The sequence below is a fragment of the Pseudonocardia yunnanensis genome (assembly GCF_039534065.1).
Classification (GTDB): Bacteria; Actinomycetota; Actinomycetes; order Mycobacteriales; family Pseudonocardiaceae; genus Pseudonocardia; species Pseudonocardia yunnanensis.
In genome coordinates this window covers 29,871-47,889 of record NZ_BAAAUS010000026.1, presented here as the reverse complement: position 1 = coordinate 47,889, position 18,019 = coordinate 29,871, and the positions used below count along the sequence as shown (strand labels likewise).

General features: G+C 67.4%; 16 protein-coding genes. 12 read left to right on the top strand and 4 right to left on the bottom strand.

Annotated elements, in window-relative coordinates; all coding sequences use genetic code 11:
* The first annotated feature begins 510 nt into the window (after positions 1–510).
* A complete protein-coding gene (locus ABD743_RS24625; RefSeq protein WP_344724565.1) occupies positions 511–1,533 on the top strand; it encodes a metallophosphoesterase in 1,023 nt (340 codons plus the stop codon).
* Positions 1,534–2,039: 506 nt separating this feature from the next.
* Here the strand turns inward: ABD743_RS24625 and ABD743_RS24620 are convergent.
* Complete coding sequence (locus ABD743_RS24620) at positions 2,040–3,494, bottom strand: glutamate synthase subunit beta (RefSeq protein ID WP_344724564.1); 1,455 nt, start codon at positions 3,492–3,494, stop codon at positions 2,040–2,042.
* 273 nt (positions 3,495–3,767) lie between these two features.
* Between ABD743_RS24620 and fdrA the strand changes: the two genes are divergently transcribed.
* The 5 genes from fdrA to ABD743_RS24595 all read left to right on the top strand — a co-directional run bounded on the left by fdrA (position 3,768) and on the right by ABD743_RS24595 (position 9,750).
* Positions 3,768–5,420 (top strand): acyl-CoA synthetase FdrA, encoded by a 1,653-nt coding sequence (gene fdrA / locus ABD743_RS24615; protein ID WP_344724562.1) that lies wholly within the window; start codon positions 3,768–3,770, stop codon positions 5,418–5,420.
* Between the two features lie 15 nt (positions 5,421–5,435).
* Positions 5,436–6,713: a YlbE family protein gene (locus tag ABD743_RS24610; RefSeq protein ID WP_344724561.1), complete on the top strand. Its 1,278-nt coding sequence runs from the start codon at positions 5,436–5,438 to the stop codon at positions 6,711–6,713.
* Positions 6,714–7,060: 347 nt separating this feature from the next.
* Positions 7,061–7,528 carry a histone-like nucleoid-structuring protein Lsr2 gene (locus tag ABD743_RS24605; protein ID WP_379658988.1) on the top strand — a complete coding sequence of 156 codons (468 nt, stop codon included), beginning with the start codon at positions 7,061–7,063 and terminating at the stop codon, positions 7,526–7,528.
* A gap of 333 nt (positions 7,529–7,861) precedes the next feature.
* Entirely contained in the window at positions 7,862–8,452 is a 591-nt protein-coding gene (locus ABD743_RS24600; protein ID WP_344724559.1) for an RNA polymerase sigma factor, read from the top strand.
* Positions 8,449–9,750, top strand: a complete 1,302-nt coding sequence (locus tag ABD743_RS24595) for a hypothetical protein (RefSeq protein WP_344724558.1) — start codon at positions 8,449–8,451, stop codon at positions 9,748–9,750. The genes ABD743_RS24600 and ABD743_RS24595 overlap by 4 nt, the downstream gene beginning before the upstream one ends.
* Positions 9,751–9,790: 40 nt before the next feature.
* On the opposite strand, the gene ABD743_RS24590 is transcribed toward ABD743_RS24595, so the two are convergent.
* Positions 9,791–10,768 (bottom strand): helix-turn-helix transcriptional regulator, encoded by a 978-nt coding sequence (locus tag ABD743_RS24590; RefSeq protein WP_344724557.1) that lies wholly within the window; start codon positions 10,766–10,768, stop codon positions 9,791–9,793.
* 61 nt (positions 10,769–10,829) lie between these two features.
* On the opposite strand from ABD743_RS24590, the gene ABD743_RS24585 reads away from it, so the two are divergent.
* Together ABD743_RS24585 and ABD743_RS24580 are read left to right on the top strand one after the other, a co-directional pair.
* Positions 10,830–11,183, top strand: a complete 354-nt coding sequence (locus tag ABD743_RS24585) for a YybH family protein (RefSeq protein ID WP_344724556.1) — start codon at positions 10,830–10,832, stop codon at positions 11,181–11,183.
* A 151-nt stretch (positions 11,184–11,334) separates the two neighbouring features.
* Entirely contained in the window at positions 11,335–12,276 is a 942-nt protein-coding gene (locus ABD743_RS24580; RefSeq protein WP_344724555.1) for an AraC family transcriptional regulator, read from the top strand.
* A 242-nt stretch (positions 12,277–12,518) separates the two neighbouring features.
* Here the strand turns inward: ABD743_RS24580 and ABD743_RS24575 are convergent, their stop codons facing one another.
* Together ABD743_RS24575 and ABD743_RS24570 are read right to left on the bottom strand one after the other, a co-directional pair.
* Complete coding sequence (locus ABD743_RS24575; protein WP_344724554.1) at positions 12,519–13,382, bottom strand: LysR family transcriptional regulator; 864 nt, start codon at positions 13,380–13,382, stop codon at positions 12,519–12,521.
* A gap of 448 nt (positions 13,383–13,830) precedes the next feature.
* Positions 13,831–14,709, bottom strand: coding sequence for an alcohol dehydrogenase catalytic domain-containing protein (locus tag ABD743_RS24570; protein WP_344724553.1), 879 nt, complete (start codon positions 14,707–14,709; stop codon positions 13,831–13,833).
* 527 nt (positions 14,710–15,236) lie between these two features.
* On the opposite strand from ABD743_RS24570, the gene ABD743_RS24565 reads away from it, so the two are divergent.
* From ABD743_RS24565 to ABD743_RS24550, 4 genes are all read left to right on the top strand, one after another.
* Positions 15,237–15,683: a winged helix-turn-helix transcriptional regulator gene (locus tag ABD743_RS24565; protein ID WP_344724552.1), complete on the top strand. Its 447-nt coding sequence runs from the start codon at positions 15,237–15,239 to the stop codon at positions 15,681–15,683.
* Positions 15,684–16,030: 347 nt separating this feature from the next.
* Positions 16,031–16,546 carry a hypothetical protein gene (locus ABD743_RS24560; protein WP_344724551.1) on the top strand — a complete coding sequence of 172 codons (516 nt, stop codon included), beginning with the start codon at positions 16,031–16,033 and terminating at the stop codon, positions 16,544–16,546.
* A gap of 19 nt (positions 16,547–16,565) precedes the next feature.
* The gene (locus ABD743_RS24555; RefSeq protein WP_344724550.1) at positions 16,566–17,117 is read left to right on the top strand and encodes a hypothetical protein; all 552 of its coding nucleotides are present in this window, start codon (positions 16,566–16,568) and stop codon (positions 17,115–17,117) included.
* A 77-nt stretch (positions 17,118–17,194) separates the two neighbouring features.
* Positions 17,195–17,884 carry an acetate uptake transporter family protein gene (locus ABD743_RS24550; RefSeq protein WP_344724549.1) on the top strand — a complete coding sequence of 230 codons (690 nt, stop codon included), beginning with the start codon at positions 17,195–17,197 and terminating at the stop codon, positions 17,882–17,884.
* The last annotated feature ends 135 nt before the right edge of the window (positions 17,885–18,019 follow it).

The window sequence follows — 18,019 nt, the reverse complement described above, 5'->3', positions numbered from 1 at the left end:
CCCACATGGGTGAAATGCGAAGCATCTTCCGCGTGTCACGAAGATCAAGCTTGAGGTTTCGGCCGGCCGTCGCTACGCGGCCCCGCATCGTTGGCTTCCTCCTCCGTCACGCTTGTCGCCGACGCCATGGACTCGAGCGGCGTGAACCCGGCGTAGATCATCTGCTCCACGCCGACCGGCAGCACATCGTGCGGCTGACCGGGGCGATTCCTGCGTCGGAGCCGATCACCACGCGGGTGCTCCACCACCGGTGCACGTCGAGGTGCGCTCGCGTGGCCGTTCGAACATCGGCCCCGAAGTCCGCCGGCGGAACGCCGGCTCCCTGTGCCCGGAAGAGACGATCTGTTGATCTACGGTCACTTCGGGTTCAACTCCCGTGGATAGCGTCGCGCCGCATCGTCCGCGGCTTGGCCTCCGCGTTCGGTCGGCCGCGCTGCCCCGAGCGCGGTATCCGCATCTCCCCACACGGTCGGGATTACCCGCGTGCCCGACCAACGACAGGAGCTCCCCGTGCGACGTCCATTCCTCGTCGGCGCCACCCTCGCCCTCGCATTGTCCGCCGTCTCCGTCGGCACCGCCGCTGCTCAGCAACCGGACAAGGCCGGTTTCGGGTTCGCCGTCATCGGCGACATCCCTTACGGCGCTGAGCAGATCGCCCAGTTCCCGAGCGTGGTCGACCAGATCAACGCCGATCCCGCGGTCCAGATCGTCAATCACCTCGGTGACATCAAGGACGGCTCCTCGGTCTGTAGCGACGACTACTTCGCCGCTGTCCGGGCTCAGTTCGATCGGTTCGCTGATCCGTTCGTCTACACCCCGGGCGACAACGAATGGACCGACTGCCACCGGCCCAACAACGGGGGCTTCGACCCGCTCGAGCGGCTGGACGCCGTGCGCAAGACCTTCTTCCCCAAGCCCGGCAAGACACTCGGTGAGCAGAGCGTCGCCGTGCACTCGCAAGCCGATCGAGGCGTTCCGGAGAACGTGTCCTACGACCGCGCCGGAGTCTCGTTCGCCGTGCTGCACGTCGTCGGCAGCAACAACGATCTCGCCCCCTGGACCGGGCAGACCGCGCCGACCCCGGAGCAGACGGCCGAGGTGCAGGAGCGCACCGCGGCGACCCTCGACCTGATCAACGAGACCTTCGACCACGGTCGTGGGCAGCGCGCCGTCGCCCTGCTGATGCAGGCCGACATGTTCGACCCGACCGTTCCCAACCCCAGCTCGGCCGCATACTCCGGCTTTCAGGAGATCATCCGGACCATCGCCGAGCGCTCAGCCGACTTCGATGGCCCGGTGTACCTCTTCAACGGTGACAGTCACGTCTACAACTCCGACACCCCCCTCGCGCCCGGGTCGCCGTGGCTGAGCTTCTACGGCGTCACGACCCCGGCACCCAACCTGACCCGGGTCACCGTCGACGGTTCGAACGGCGTGAACAACTACCTCCGCGTCACCGTCCGGCCGGGCGACCCGCAGGTGCTGACCTGGACGAAGGTCCCCTTCGACACGACGCCGACCCAGCACGGCTAGCCGCACGTCCTAGGTGCCCAGGGGTCGCAGGTTCAATCCTGTCGCCCCGACGGCACGATGGGCGGTTCCCTACGTCGAGGGAGCCGCCCATCAGCATTTCTACCTGCGGAAAGGCTGGGCTCGAGGGTTGGCTTCTCGCCTGACGCTGAAGCCGTGCGACGCACATTTCGGATTGCTGCGGCCGCTGGCCGTCGCCGGTGTCGATCCGCGGCAGCCGGCGTTCGAGTGGCGCCGGGCCAACATCCCGCGGCCGGCATCGCTGCCTTCTCCGGCTGGACCGCGATGACCGGCGTGGAGCTCTTCGTGCCGCCCGTCGCCGTGGCCCGACCGATCCATGCAAAAGCAGATCATCAGATGATCGAGCTCCGACTCCCCGCCTTCCGCGCAGTCTCGTGACAGGCGCGCATAGGCGCCGTGCTGCGATCGGTTGGGACCAGGTTCGCTCGCCTCAGGCGGCTCCCTTTCCGCGCGCACACCCGGCGGTGCTCGCCCGGGCCCTCGCTGGGTCAGGCGATCGGCTGGTCGGTGGGTTCGATCGGGCAGGGAAGGACGTCTCGTCCGGTGAGGTATTTGTCGACACACGCCGCGGCGGCGCGACCTTCCGCAATCGCCCACACGATGAGCGACTGACCGCGGCCCATGTCGCCTGCTACGAAGGCGCCCTCGACGCTGGACATGAAGTTCTCGTCGCGGGAGACGTTGCCGCACTCGTCGAACTCGACGCCCAGGTCGGTCAGGAGCCTGCCGCGCTCGGGGCCGAGGAAACCGAGGGCCAGTAGCGCGAGCTGCACGGGGATCTCGGTCGCGGATGCCGTGGTCGGGTAGAACCGCTTGTTCTCGTCACGGAACCCTTCGACGATCTTGATCGCCTGCAGCCTGCCCTTCTTGTCGCCGACGAACTCGAGGGTGTCCATGCTGAACAGGCGTGCGCCGCCCTCCTCATGTGCTGGGGACGTCCGATAGATCGCGGGGTAGGTCGGCCATGGCATGTTCACGGTGCGCTGCTCGGGTGGGCGTGGCCGGATGTCGATGTGCACGACTGACCGCGCCCGCTGGCGGTGGACGGTGCCGAGGCAGTCGGTTCCGGTGTCGCCCCCTCCGACGATGGCGACATCGCGACCTTCAGCGGTGATCGGGGAGACCTCAAGGTCGCCTTCCTGCACCCGGTTGGCCCACGTCAGGTACTCCATTGCCGGGTGGACTCCCTCGAGTTCGCGACCCGGTACGGGGAGTTCGCGCTGAGCGGTGGCGCCGCAGGCCAGGACCAGGGCGTCGGACCGGGACCTGAGCTGCTTCACTGCGGGTTCGATGCCGACCTCCGTGCCGGCCCGGAAGATCGTGCCTTCGGCTTTCATCTGCTCGAGGCGGCGGTCGAGCCGGCGTTTCTGCATCTTGAACTCGGGGATGCCGTAGCGCAGCAGCCCGCCCAACCGGTCGGCGCGTTCGTAAACGATCACGTCGTGGCCGACCCGGGTGAGCTGCTGGGCGGCGGCGAGCCCGGCCGGACCGGAGCCGACGACGGCGACGGTCCGTTTCGTCCGCGCCTTCGGTGGGAGCGGCGTCACCCAACCCTGGTCCCAGGCGTAGTCGATGATCTGCAGCTCGACCTGCTTGATCGTGACCGGGTCGCTGTTGATCGCCAGCACGCACGCCGGTTCGCACGGTGCCGGACACAGCACCCCGGTGAACTCCGGGAAGTTGTTCGTGGCGTGCAACCGTTCGCTCGCCCGGCGCCACTCAGCACGCCGGACGAGGTCGTTCCACTCCGGGATGAGGTTGCCCAGCGGACAGCCCTGGTGGCAGAACGGGATGCCGCAGTCCATGCACCGACCAGCTTGTCGACGCAGGCGGTCAGCCGGCATCGGCTCGTGGACCTCGCGCCAGTCGAGCAAGCGCAGGCCGATCGGGCGGCGCCGCGGCGCCTCGCGGGGGGTGCTGACAAACCCCCAGGGGTCACCCATGACCGGCCTCCTGATTTGGCCACACCGGTCCGCTTCGGGTCGGGATACGGTGCACCCATCGCTGGTCCGATGGCAAGGGTGCGCCCGTTCGGCCCGTGATGCTGGTGCCTGTGGAGGATGGACACGATGCGCTGCACGGCGCACCACGGAGGTTCGTCACCCGGATAAATGGGCAGGGCCGAGATCGTCTCGCCCGTTCTCTCGATCCGTGGGATCCTGCGCGAGCAGATGCTTCCGTGTCTCCACTTGCCGAACGGTAAGGAGTAGCGCGGCATGCTCTACTCGATCATCAAGCCGAACACATATCAGGATTCGTTGAGGCTCATGCAGCTGAGCACCACGCTCAACGGCACTGACGGCGCGAACCGAGTATCGATCATGATGGGCACGCCGGCCAACAAGAAGATCCTGCGGAATTCCGGGCTCGACACTCTTGATCTGGAAGGCGCCAAGCCAACGGACCTTGTTATCGTGGCCGATGTCGCAGACGCTTCGGTCGGCGACGCACTGCTCGCCAAGGTAGACGAATTCCTGTGCCGCCGGGCGTCGGCGGCCGGGCGGTCGCGGTTGCGTTCGGCTCGCTCCCTCGAGCGGGCGGTGGGCATGCTCGGCCAGGTGGACCTCGCCATCGTCTCCATCCCCGGACCGGATGTGGCGCCCGAGGTGCATCGGCTCCTGGACCGGAATATCCACACCTTCATCTTCAGTGACAACGTGAGTATCTCCGACGAGGTGGCACTCAAGAGAAAGGCGCGCGAACGCGGACTGCTCGTGATGGGTCCTGATTGTGGAACAGGGCGCATCTGCGGGCTTCCGCTAGGTTTCGCCAATGCTGTCCGTGACGGATCGATCGGCCTGGCGGGGGCCTCCGGCACTGGGCTGCAACAGGTCATGGTGCATATCGACCAGCTGGGGGGAGGGGTGTCGCACGCGATCGGCCTCGGTGGACGTGATCTCAGCGCCGAGGTCGGAGGAATCACGTGCCTACAGGCATTGCGGGCATTGGATGCCGATGCGGCCACCGACGTCGTCGTACTCATCGGCAAGCCTCCTGCTGCCGGCGTGCGGGACGAGGTGATCGGTGTCGCCGACGAGTTGTCAAAGCCGCTCGTCGCGATTCTGCTGGGGGAACGTGGTGAGGGAGTCGAGGGCAACGTTCATTACGCGCGGACGCTGGACGAGGCGGCGAGAGTGGCCGTGGAACTGGCGGGCACGCGAGCCTCCCGCCCGGTCGCGCTCCGCCCCGAGCAGCGATGGATCAAAGGTCTCTACACAGGAGGGACCTTGGCGGCGGAGGCCGCCATGTTGCTCGAGGACTCGCTCGGCCCGACCGGGAACACCGCGGGTGGCCACGAGGTGATCGACCTCGGCGACGATGTGCACACCCGGGGGCGGCCGCATCCGATGATCGACCCGTCGTTGCGCGCCGGTCGCATCGCCGCCATCTTCGACGACCCGGAGAACGCGGTCCTCCTCCTGGACGTGGTGCTCGGTCACGGTGCCGACCCGAATCCGGCCGGAGCGCTCACCCCCGTCATCGTCGACGGTCTGGCCAAACTCCACGCGGACGGCCGGGACCTCGCCGTCGTGGCATCGGTGTGCGGTACCGACGATGATCCGCAGTCCTTGAGCGCGCAGACGCTGATACTCGAACGGGCGGGCGTCGCCGTACTGCCCAGCAATGCCGCCGCGGTCCGCCACGCCGTGGCGATCCTGCAGCGACGTGAGGCATCGACAATCTCCCCACCGGCCGTACCCGAGCCGATCCGCCGATTGCTCTCGACGTCGCCGCGGATCGTCAACATCGGTCTGCGTGAATTCGCCGAGCCCCTGCTCAACCTGGGCGCGCAGGTCGTCCATTACGACTGGAGGCCCGTCGCCGGTGGCGATCGCAAGCTCCAGGCGCTCATCGACGCCCTGAATTGAAGGGAGTAACCCAACATGGCTACGTACAGTTCGATCGACGAGGCGAATGCAGCCGTCGCGCAGAAGATCGTCGACGCTCAACCGCGACTCGTGGACGTGGTGCCCGCGAAGACCGTCATTCCCGCACTGGAGGGGAGGCTCATTCTGCACGCCGGCCCGCCGATCGCGTTCGAGGACATGCCGGACCCGGTGCAGGGCGCAGCCATCGGAGCAGCATTGTTCGAAGGCTGGGCGCAGGACGAGGCGTCGGCACGTCGGGTATGCGCCGAAGAAGTTCAGTTCGCCCCCAATAACGACTTCCGTGCGGTGGGGGCGATGGGAGGCATCCTGACCGGAAGCATCCCGGTGTTTGTGGTCGAAAACGCCACTGAGGGTAACCGCGCCTACACGAGCATGCACGAGGGCGAGGGCAAGGTCCTGCGCTTCGGCGTGTACGACCAGTCCGTCGGCGACCACCTGGTGTGGATGCGCGACGTCCTCGGTGCCGGCCTCTCGGAAGCACTGAAGTTGCTCCCCGACGGCGGACTGGCGGTGAACCCCATTCTGGCCCAGGCGGTCACCATGGGCGATGACTTCCACGTGCGCATCATGGCCGCCTCGAGCCTGATGTTCAGAGAGCTTGCGCCCAAGCTCGTGCGAGTCGGGATGCCTCAGAATCACATCGAATCAGTTCTGGAGTTCCTCGCCGGTAACGTCAACTTCTTCCTCACGCTCGGGATGGCGGCCGGAAAGGCAACCCTGGACGCCGCAGCCACCGTCAATGCGGGCAGCGTCGTCACCTGCATGACACGCAACGGCCGGGAGTTCGCCATCCGGGTGAGCGGCCTCGGCGACAGATGGTTCACCGGACCCGAAGAGGAACTGGACACGCTGTACTTCCCCGGATTCACCGACGCCGACGCCTGCCCGGACTGCGGAGACAGCGCCATCGTGGAGGCCTACGGCTTCGGTGGCCTGGTAGCGGTCGCGGCTCCGGCCGTCCAGCAACTGGTGGGAACGGGCGAGGGCGGCTTCGCCGAGGCTCTCGCAACCAGCGAGGAGCAGGCGGAGATCGTGGTCACCGACAACCCGAACATGCCGATCCCGAACTGGGACTTCAAAGGAGTGCCCGTAGGAATCGATGTCCGCAAGGTGGTGTCGACGGGAATCGCGCCCTTGATCACCACGGCTGTCATGCACAAGGAGGCCGGAATCGGGATGGTCGGGATCGGGAAGGTCCGGGCCTCGATGCCGTGCTTCACCTCGGCCCTGGAGGCTCTCGCAGAGGCGCGAGGCGTCACGCCGACAGCCTGATGCCGATCCAGCCCGCGCCCCCGGCGGATTGCAGAACAACGGGCCGTCCTCGACCGCCGCGTCGGCGCACCGGCCCTGGCCATCACAGGGCTCTTCAGTCGGCTGCGATAAGCGTGTGCACGATCTCGTCGTGCTGGGCGACCGGGACGATCATTCGGGTCCATGCCGCAGACCTGCCTACTGAGCAGTCGGATCAGATCATGTACGGGGAGGGGCGATGGAGTTCCGCGTTTCTCGGGCGTCGCCGAGCCGTCGAAGGTAATCCATCGCGTCGAGACGAGGACCCTACGGGTGCGCCCCCGCATCTGAACGTGATTTGACATTTCATGATCAGCGTGGAGAATTGAGTGGCCCTTGATGGACATGATGGTTGGAAGTGCGAGATGGCAAGGGTCACGGAAGTACGGCTGGTCGACGACCTGGACGGTGGCGTGGCTGACGGGTCGGTCGCCTTCGCTCTCGATGGCAAGAGCTTCGAGATCGATCTGAGCGCGAAACGCGCCGCGGAGCTGAGGAGCATTCTGGCCCCGTACGTCGGGGCAGCCCGTCGTGCAGGTGGCGGCACCACGGTTCGCCGCCAGCGCGGCACCGCCGCCGTGTCGTCGCGCCGCGGGGATACCTCAGCAATTCGTGAGTGGGCTGCCGCTCACGGCCATCAGGTGTCGGCTCGTGGTCGTATCTCGGCTGCGGTGATCCAGGCGTATGAGAGCCGGGAGAAGACGGCGGCAGCGCCTGTGACCGTTGACGCGGTCGAGGCTGATGTCAAGCCGAGGCGTCGGTCGCGCAAGAAGGTTGCGGACCCGTTCGAGGCTTAGGCAGCCGGCTGATCTCAGCTCGGGTATGGCGAGGGGCTCTGCCTTCGACGCCGATTTCGTGCTGTGTCAGTAGCGGCCGGGCTGCGACATGCTCGCGGGCGAATATAGAGGGATTGATGTAGCGGCGGCTGTCTCCTCCATGGCCAGGATCTCCGAGCAAGACGCCGCTTCGTGCTGTCCGTCGTGCTTCCTGCTCTGTGTCCTCACCTTGTTGATGCGGTGGTGTGCTGCTCCGTGGCGGAAGTCCGGAGGGCTGCCGGCGGCGTGGGGCGCGGGCGCGTGTTCGTGACGAATCGGCCGGAACGCGATGATCGATGCCGGCCACTACGGGGCATGAGCACGCGAGAGGGAGTGGGGTGGGTGGACACCGCGCTCCCTGAGGACCATGAGTTGTGGGCTGCGGCGCAGGACGGCGACCGCGACGCCTTCACCACGCTGTACCACCGGCACGCCGACACCGTCTGGCGCCAAGCCCACCACCTCACCGGGTCGAGCGCGATGGCCGAGGACGTCCTCGCCGCCACGTTCCTCACGGCGTGGCGACGTCGGGCGGAGGTCCGGTTCACCGCGGACTCGGCCCTGCCGTGGCTGCTTGCGGTGGCTGGGAACGAGGCCCGCACCGAACGGCGGCGGTCGATGCGCCACCAACGCCTCTTCCGCCGTCTCGGGTCGGCGCCGGTGGTCCGTGACCACTCCGACTCCGTCGCGGCCTCCGTCGACGACCACCGCAGCCTGCACCGCGTGCTCGCCGCCCTCGAGCGCCTCCCGGCGGCCCAGCGCGAGGTCGTCGAGCTGTGCATCATCGCCGACCTCGCCCAGTCCGACGCCGCCCGCGCGCTCGGCATCCCCGAGGCGACCGTGCGGACCCGCATCCACCGCGCCCGAACCCGGCTCCGCGCACTGCTGCCCGAGGAGACCCGATGAACGAGCTCGAAATGCCGCCCGCCCCGGCGTTGCCCGCCGACGTCCAGGAGCGGGTCCTGCAGCGCGTTCTGCACGGGATGGACGCCGCCCCCGCGCGGGCCCCTCGCAGGCGCACCTCGTTCCTCGCCGCTGCCGCCGCCGTCGTGGTGGCGATCGCGGCAACGACGGTCACGGCTGTCAGCGGGTTCGGAGCGGACGACCCCGCCGGTCTCGACCGGCTCCCGCCCGCCACAGTGACCGACGGCGGGCCCGGCACTGCGACCGGCGAGGACCCCGGCGGGGACCCGTTCGCCGGCGTCGAGCTGCCCCTGCCGAGCGGTGAACCGGCCACGGACCTGGCGCTGGCCCGGTGTGCGGCCGCTGTTGTGCACAGCGGTCGGGCCGGTGAGTACCCGCCGACGCGCGAGTGGCGATCGACCCTGCACATGGGAGTCGGTGCGGTCGAGAGCGACCTCGAGATCAACGACTCGTTCGCCTGCCTCGTGTCACCGGGATCGGTGGCGGTGTCGGGGTTGACCGGCACGCCCGCCGGCGAGGTCCAGGTCGTGCGGATGTCCGCGGGAGAGTTGGTTGTGCTCAATCCCGACGGGCGCGAGTTCGCGATCGGGCTCCCCGGCAAGATGCAGATCAGCGAGGACCGGGTCACCTTCGTCGACATCTATTCCGGCGAGACTCCGGATCGGATGCGGCTCGCCGTCACCGGCGGCTACGACGGCCCCGTCCCGGAACCGGTGCAAGCGCTCGTCGTCACCGACCGGGACCTGCCCGAGCGGCCCGACAGTCCGGAAGGGCGGTACCTGGACGAGTGCTTCGACCGGCTCCCGACGCACCAACACGTCAACGACCGCCTGTGGATCCCGGTGGGGTGGCACGACGTCGGAGGAGCCGCGCCGCCCGCGCTGGTGGCACGGATCGGGAACCTCGCCGCCGGCTTCTGCATGACCGACCCCGTGTACAGCAGGGCCTTCGCCGAGGGGCCGCTGCATCCGGACCGTCTCAGCGGCTTGGCCAGTCCTGTCGTCTTCCACCGCGGCGAGGGCAGCGCGATCCTGATGGCCGTTGCGCCGGACGTGACCCGCGTCGAGATCGCCGCGGTGGCGCAGGAGCCGATGCCCCGGAGCGCGGCTCCGCCGCAGCACGATCCGGTCGCCGAGGCCGGCTGCACGATTCTCGACGGGTTCGCCATGTGCACGATCGACAGCCGGCAACAGGAGAAGAGTCCGCAGGCGAGGGTCCAGGTGGTGGTCACCGCGTACACCGCGGACAGTCCAGCGGGTGTCGAGGTCTACCGGAACTGAGCGGGTGCCTCTCTGCAGGGGAAGAACCGCCCTTCAGATCTCAGGATGACATTCCGTAGCAGGTGGCGATCGCGGCGGCGCGGCTGCGCAGGGCGGTGCGCAACCACTGCGGGGCCAGGGCTTCCGCGCTCGTGGCGAGCTGCCACAGTGCCCATTCGGCGTGTCGCGGATCGCTGAAGATCACCTCTAGTCGCAACCAGCCGTCTGCGTCGGGTGGTTCCTCGGCGCGGATCGCCAGCGCGGTGCGCAGCAGGTCCTCCCGTCGTGCCGCGTTCACCCGTACCAGCACGGTGACCTGGTCGCCGCCGGTCCGAAACTGCGTGCTGCGTTCCTGCCACGCCCGGTCAAGATCGACCCGGTCTGGTCGCTGTGCAGGTTCGGCGAGTTCCTCGGCGGCCAAGATCCGAGACAGCCGGTAGGTGCGGTCTGCGCCAGACCTCGTGGCCAGCAAGTAGCCCTGGTCGCGTACGGTGACCAGGCCGATCGGGTCCACCGTGCGCCACTTCGGGGTCTGATCAACTGCCGCGTAGTGGATGCGCAGCTTGTGTCCGGCGAACACCGCGCGCCGGACCGCGGTCACCATGTTGTCCGGCACCTCCTCAGCCACCAGCCGGCGCGCGAGGAGGTCGTTCTCCGGGTCGATCAGCAATCGTTGGGCCGCGCCGGCCGCGGTGGCCCGATAGCTTTCGGGTAGCGCGTCAACCACCTTGCGCATGGCCGAAGCGAGCGCCGAGCCGAGGCCGAATGCCTGCGCGCCGCGCCGCGATCCGGCGACCAGCAGCGCAAGTGCTTCGTCGTGGTTCAGTCCGGTGAGCTCGGTCTGGAAACCGGGCAGCAATTCGAAACCGCCGTGCCGGCCGCGTTCGGCGTAGACCGGGACGCCGGCAGCGGACAGCGCCTCGACGTCCCGCAGCACGGTGCGGGTGGATACCTCCAGCTCGCGCGCCAGCGCGGCCGCGGACAGCCGACCGTGCTGGCGCAGCAGCAGCACCAGCGATACCAACCGGTCGGCGCGCACGCGAGAACTTTACAGAAATACACGACATAGGGTGTCGTGATTCGTTGGGAGGCTTATCAGCATGACAAGCAAGACAGTTGCCACTGAGCCGAACGACCTGGGCAGATACTTCATCGAGCGAGGCAATGCGGGCGACGTCGACGGGTTGGTTGCATTGTACGAACCGAACGCCGTGCTGGCCTTTCCGCCGGGCAACCTCGCGACCGGACACGCGGAGATCCGCAAGGTGTACGAGCAGTTCGTGGCGGCCGCGCCGGTGCTCTCGCCGGGTAGGCAGCATCCAGCGCTGGTGAGCGGCGACCTGGCGCTCACGGTGTCCACGCTGACCACCGGTGAGGTGACCGTCGAGATCGCCCGTCGCCAGTCGGACGGGTCGTGGCTATGGGCCGTGGACCAGCCGGTACTCGTGCCGTGAGCGGGGCGGCGGTGGGCCGGCGCGGCCGCGCCCACCGCCGCACAGCGGCGTGTGAGGGTGGAAGTGGCAGCGGTCGGGTAGGGGACGGCCCTCGCCCGCGGTTACTACAAGCACCAACTCTGGGCGGACGGCCGGAACTAGCTTTTGGCGTGTGCAGGTTGACGAGGTCTCCGGTGAGGAGCTGAACGACCTTGCCCGCGAGTGCTTCGTACCCGCGATCACCTGGGCGTGTCCCGACTTCCGTGGGCGTGTGGCCGTCCAGGAGCTAGGCGAGGCCGTCACGCTCAGTCAGTCGCACTGGGGAGGACCGATGTCGGCGGCCCGGACCGACCGGATGGCAGCGAGGGGGTCGACCGACAACCTGTTGTTCTTCTGTGTACAGAGGGCCGGTCAGACCGGCCACTGCCAGCACGACCGCTTCGCCAAGCTGGTGCCCGGTAGCGGAGTGCTGACCGAAACGCGTAGTCCCCTCGAACGAGTCTCGTCGATCGAGACCCAGAACACGACCTTGGGTTTCTCTCGCGGATTGCTCCCGCTCTCTACCGGCGAGATCACCGAGGCGTGTGCGCGCAGCGTGGACCCCGCAGCCCCGGCCATGCAGGTGCTGTCCGGCTACCTCGGTCGGCTGTTCGAGGTTGCCGAGGACCTCACGGCGTCGCAGCAGCTGGACGCCGGGCGGGCCGCGATCGATTTGCTGGCGATGGTGCTGCGGGCCATCACACCCTCCGTGCCGGGCGGGGACGGCCCCGTAGGGGTGTTGCTGGAGATGATGCGGGTTTACGTCCGCGAATACCTGTCCGACCCTGGGCTGCGGGTGGAGGAGTTGGCGCGGCGGCATTATGTGTCTGTGCGCCGGGCGTACACCTTGTTCGAACGGATCGGGACCACGCCCGGTGCGTACCTGCGTGAGCAGCGGCTGCTCGCGGCCCGGGTGCTGCTGTCCGACGCGAGGCACGCCCTGCTCGGGATGTCGGACATTGCGGCTGCGGTCGGGTTCCTCGACCTCAGCACGTTCGAGCGGGCGTTCCGGCGGCAGTACGGGACGACACCGGCCGGTTGGCGGCGTGCGCACCTCCACGGCTCCCGCGACTGATTCAGCGATTCGAGAGCTGAATTTCAGCATCACTGTGCGTTGGACTCGTCACCGCCGTGAGGCCAACATTCGAACCATGGCGGACACCGAGACCACCGACCTCCTCCGGCTGCTGCGGCGGTTCGGTGTCCAATCGCTCGCGCTGGCCGTGGTCGCCGTGCTGGTTGGCTACACCACTGTGGGGATGGCTCTCGCGCTCGTCGGGTGCGGGTTCCTGTTCGCACCCGTCAAGCCGCACCAGGTCACGCCAGCAGATGCGCGAGCAACGCCCGAGCCGCCGGGTTCGTCGGCGTCGGACCCCGGCCTGCCAGGTGGATCGCGCGGCTGAAGCTGGGTTGTTCGAGCCGCGCGAACGGCAGCCCGGACTTCTCTGCCACCGGCTGCGGGACGATCGTCACGCCCAGCCCCGCCGACACCAGCTCGACCAGCAAGGGCATGTGCGTCGCCTCGCACACGCGGTTCTGCCGCAGCCCCGCGTCGGCGAAGCGGCGGGCGACCATCGCCTGGATGCCGCTGCCGCTGAAGTCCAGGAACGGCTCGTCGTCGAGCTCCGCGAGCCGGACGCGGCGGCGGCGCTCCAGCCGGTGGCCCGGGTGGCACAGCAGCACCAACTGCTGGCTCCATTGCCCGAAGCCGAAGAGTTCGTCGGCCAGGGGCCTGTCGCCGGCCAGGAATGCCAGGTCGAGCTCACCGCTCGCGACAGCGGCCGCGAGGTCGGGCACGGTGCCGTCGCGCACGTGGATCCGAATACCCGGGTAGCGCCCCCGAAAGTCTCCGAGCTTCAGCGGCAGGTCCACAACGGTCAGCGTCTGGATCGTCCCGATCGACACCCGTCCGCTCGTCAGCCCCGTGACCGCCGCCATCTCGCCCCGCGCGGCTACCACGTCCGCGACGATCCGGTGCGCCAGCGGCATCAGCGTCCTCCCCGCCTCGGTCAGCGCCACCCGGCGAGTGGTCCGCTCGAACAGCGGTGTCCCCAGTTCAGCCTCGAGCTTGCGGATCGACGCGCTCAACGCCGACTGCACCACGTGCACCTCCTGCGCGGCCCCCGTGAAGCTCCCGCATCGCGCCACTGCGAGGAAGTGCTCGACCTGCCTCAGCTCCATTGAGCGACCATAGTGCGCAATAACCAGCTCGGCATCGACGGAACAGCTGGCTCGCCGTGATCATCGGCTTGATGATCTGGTGAGATGACAGCGGGAGGATCACAGACCGAGCGTGTTCGTGCGGCCGTTTCGATGCACGAGGGTCACAGGCCGGCGCGGGATCTCCCGGGCTGCGAAGAACCCGGTCCGGTTGCGCCGCGCGATCGGCGCCCTGACGTCCGCCCAGAGCCGGACCGTCCGTGACATCAGGTCGTTGCCCGTGCCATCGTGCGCAAGCCGGCCGGCCGGCGCGGGTTCGAGGTCATCCCTCGCCGGTCAGCCGTTGAGCACTGGCTCATCACCGACCACCGACCGATGCCATGATCCGGTGAGCAGCGATCAACACCATGACCGGACGAATCGCCCGCCGCAGCCCAGCCACCCGACAAGAACGACTCACCGGCTCGGTCTACGGCGTGATGACCCAGCGGCCCCGGAAACCGCCGGCTCGAAATTTCGCGTAGGCGGCCGTGGCATTCCGAAGAGGAATCGTTCCGGCCCGGCGCGATTCCAAAACACCCTGCGCCGTCAGTGCGAGCATCTGTTCGAGTGCCGCACCGTCGGGAACGACCACTGCGGAGGTGATGTCGATGCCGCGTTCGGATGGTGGTTCCTTGCCGGGAAAGATCCCCACGTAGACGCCGTGGTCACGAACTGCATTGAGGGCAGGCTCGTTCAAGAGCGCGGTGTCAAGCACCGCGTCGACGTTGGTCACCTCTTCGAGGTTGGTGACGACCTGGTCCGCTCCGGCCCGAGTCAGGAACTCGGTGTCCGTTGCCCGGGCCAGGCCCGTGACCGACCATCCGTGCCGCGCAGCGAGCGCGACGGCGTAGCCTCCGACCCCGCCGGCCGCGCCGGTGACCAGCAGCCGCCGCCCCGCGGACGGGCCGAGTAGCCCGAGCAGTTGTACGGCGGTCAGGGAATTGAGCGGCACGGTGGCAGCGTCCAGGAGATCGATGCCCTCCGGGACCGCCGCCGTGTCCGCGGCCGGCACGATCACGTACTCGGCGGCGGCCCCCGCCGTTGCGTGTGTTGCGTGTGGGAACTGCAGTGCGGCGACCGGGGTGCCCACGGCGAGGCTGTGGACACCAGGGCCGACCTGATCGACGACGCCCGCCACATCGAGGCCTAGTCCGAGCCCGGTTTCCCCGCTGTCAATGACGTGCAGATCCGCCGGATTGACCGCTGCGCCCGCCATCTTGATCCGGACCTGTCCCTCGCCGGGCTCCGGGTCGGGTATAACCACGGCCTCGGGCTTGCCTGGGCTGGTGAGAATGATCGCGCGCATGATTCCGTTCTTTCTGCAGGTGGGTCACGATATGGCTTGCTCGAGTCGGTGCGGCGGTTAATGACAACCGGTTCGGCGTTCGACGACCCCTACGGGCCGGTCGTGCGCCTCGATGCTGCATAGGCACCATGGATTTCCACGACGAAGATCCCAGGCCACCCTTCTCGTCGCCGGCTGATCGCACACCACTCGTCGGCCAGGCCGACGAGTCCGGCCAACTGAGGACCGGTCGCGGCCTTGCCTGCCACGAAGACGGACTCGACCTCAGTGAATGAGTAGTGCACGTGCCGTTCTGGTCGCTCGCCAGAGGGCCGGGCCGCCCCGATACGCCTAGGTCGCGTCACCTGTGTTCACGACTGTTATCGCCGCAATCTCGGCCGTGTGCTGCAACGTCGCCTCGCCACTGGGGATGGTGAGGAAGGGTACGCATCCTCCGATGCAGTCGAACTTGATTCAAGTGTGACTCTAGGCGGGCCCTATGAAGCCTGCAAGCTCTTGAGACTCAAAAAGTGTCCTACGATGGTGAGATGAAGCACGACGAGTTGCAGAAGGTCTACTGTTCGGTCGCCCGGACCTGGTCGGTGATCGGGGAGCGGTGGACGATGATGATCCTTCGGGAGTGCTTCCGTGGCGAGCGGCGCTACGACCACTTCCGGGCCAAGCTGGGCCTCGGCAGCAATGTGCTCAACGATCGGCTGCGCGTACTCGTCGCCGAGGGGATCCTGGAGCGGAGGCTTTACCAGGACAACCCGCCCCGCCACGAATATCGCCTCACGCCGAAAGGTGCTGATCTCTATCCCGTGCTGCTGGCTCTCATGGCCTGGGGCGACAAGTACGAGAACGACGTTCCGCCGGTACGGCTGATTCACCGCGAGTGCGGGCATCTCGCTGAGGCGCGCCTGACGTGTGCTCATTGCATGAAGCCGCTCGGCTGGCGCGACATGGTCGCCGAATTCGAGCCCGACGCGTGGTAGTCGACAGCCGACCTGCTGAGGGGATCTCGCCATGCTGCCGGCGTGACGTGCGTCGGGCTGTTGCCTGGTCGGCTCGATGATGTGACGAAAGACGAGCGTGGTGGCGGTGTTGTCTCATGTTGCCGGGTCGGCAGCATGATTGTGAGACGCTCGGGCGAGTGCTCGACGCTGTCACCTATGCGCGATCCGTGGTAATCGCGTTCTGCGTTCTCGGCGTCATAATCAGTGATCTTGAAATGTGTGACTGCCGTCACTCCGTCATACTTGACCTGTGGGTCAAAAACTCTTAGCGTGGCATGTGAACGGACATCCTTTCCTAGATCACACATTCGACACGAGGAGCACTGATGAGTTTGCTCACGACCTCCGCGGCATCCATCCACCAGTTGGGCGCTGCCGCAGCTTTTGTCGGCGGTCCACAGCCTCCCGGCCCCAGTACGACAGGTCGCGCTCGGGTCGGGGGACTGTGGGGCGGGTACGACGTCGCGGCGAATGCGATGCTTGCCGGGGGCTGGCTGATCGAGCAGCACACTCTGAGGACGCAACGCCACCTCGATCACGCGACCGACGATGCCGTCAGGCTGAAGGATCTCGCGGTCGTCGGATCCGCGGTCACCAACATTGCCGCAATCGCCGTGGGGCAACTCGTCAAGCGGGAGTTCCCACAGGGGCTGCCGATGGAGGCGGACGGCATCCTCGCGCCCGACGCCTCCCGACGCGGGAGACGTTACTACGAATGCTTCACGCTGCTTAAGATGCTGAATCGTGCCTTTGCGGCCGGTGCAATCGGGTTCACGCCCCGCGTGAACTTCAATGTATTGCGCTCTTACCGGCCTGGAACAATCTTCCGGCTGTTCACCTGATGAAAGGGTGGTGAGAATGATGACGATCATGCAGACCACGGCCGCTTCGATCGGCCGCCTCGGCTTGGCCGCCGCCGCGTTCAGCAGGCCTGCGCTCGCCCGTGCCGACGAGCGACCCGGAGCTGCCGACGGGCCTACGGCGACTGCTGCCTGCGCTCGGCTCAGCACGAGCGACTCCTGGCACGAACTGCTCGTCAACGCGGCCGTCGCGGCCGGATGGCTGTGGGAGCGACGGACTCTGCACGGCCGGTCTCTCGACAACGACGCGACGATCATGGTGACCGCCAAGGACGTGCTTGTCGCCGGCACGGTTCTCACCGGTGCCGCGACCTTGGTCGGCAAAGTGGTCACGCGACGCGAACCCCTCGTCGGCCGGCATGTCTGTGGGGAGGAGGAGCCATCCTCTGATGCGGCCATCGACGGCGATGACAACCGCCGGTACCTGCAAACGATGACCAAGCTCAACCGCACCTTCGCCCTGCTCGGAGTGGCCGCTACCCCATTCATCAACTTCGCGCTGTTCGACTCCTACCATCCACACCCGGTACGCAGCTTCTTCTCGCTCTGGTAGGGCCCCAGGTCCGACATCCACATCGCTCGAACCCACATGAAGCGGGGGGAAACCGCAACACTTGGAGGTAGATACATATGTTCACAGAGATCGATTCGCGCACGGCGGCCGAGGCTTCCGCCTCCGCGTTCTGGCGCGATCGCACCAGGATCACGCTGACGCCGGTCGCCGCTCCGTCCGTACTCGGACTGTTCGGCTTCGCCGCCGCCACATTCATGGTTTCTGCCAACCTCGCTGGTTGGTACGGCAGCACTGCCACCCCTTTCACACTTTTTCCCTTCGCCTTGACGGCCGGCGGACTCGCACAATTCATTGCCGGCACGTGGGCTTACCGTGCCCGTGATGCCATCGCCGCCGCCATGCACGGGATCTGGGGGTCCTTCTGGATCGCCTACGGCCTCCACGAGCTACTCGCCGCACTCGGCGCCTTACCTCCCACCACTGCCGGTGGAAGCGCGCCTGGTGCCTTCGGGTTCTGGTTCGTCGTCCTGGCTGCCATCACCTGGGTGGGCACGGCCGCCGCGGCCGCCGAGAGTCTCGCCCTCACCGGCGTACTGGGCATGCTCGCAGGCGGTTCCACACTTCTGGCGATCGCATTCCTCGCCGCCGCGCCCACAATTCAGGTCATCGGCGCCTACATACTCATCATCAGCGCCCTCATTGCCTGGTACCTGGCCAGCGCCTTGCTGCTCAAGAGCGCACACAAGCGGAATGTCCTCCCAATCGGCGAGCGCCGCACGTCAGACGCGTTCGACCTGGCGACCTGATCCACCGCGAAGCCGGTTGACCCTGGAGTAATATCCGCGCAGTTGCGACAAAATTCTGACGAAAGAGCGCCTGACTGCCCGTTGTCGGGCCCGAGCGGAAACGAGGAGAAGATAGGTGCGCACTGCGCGGGTACG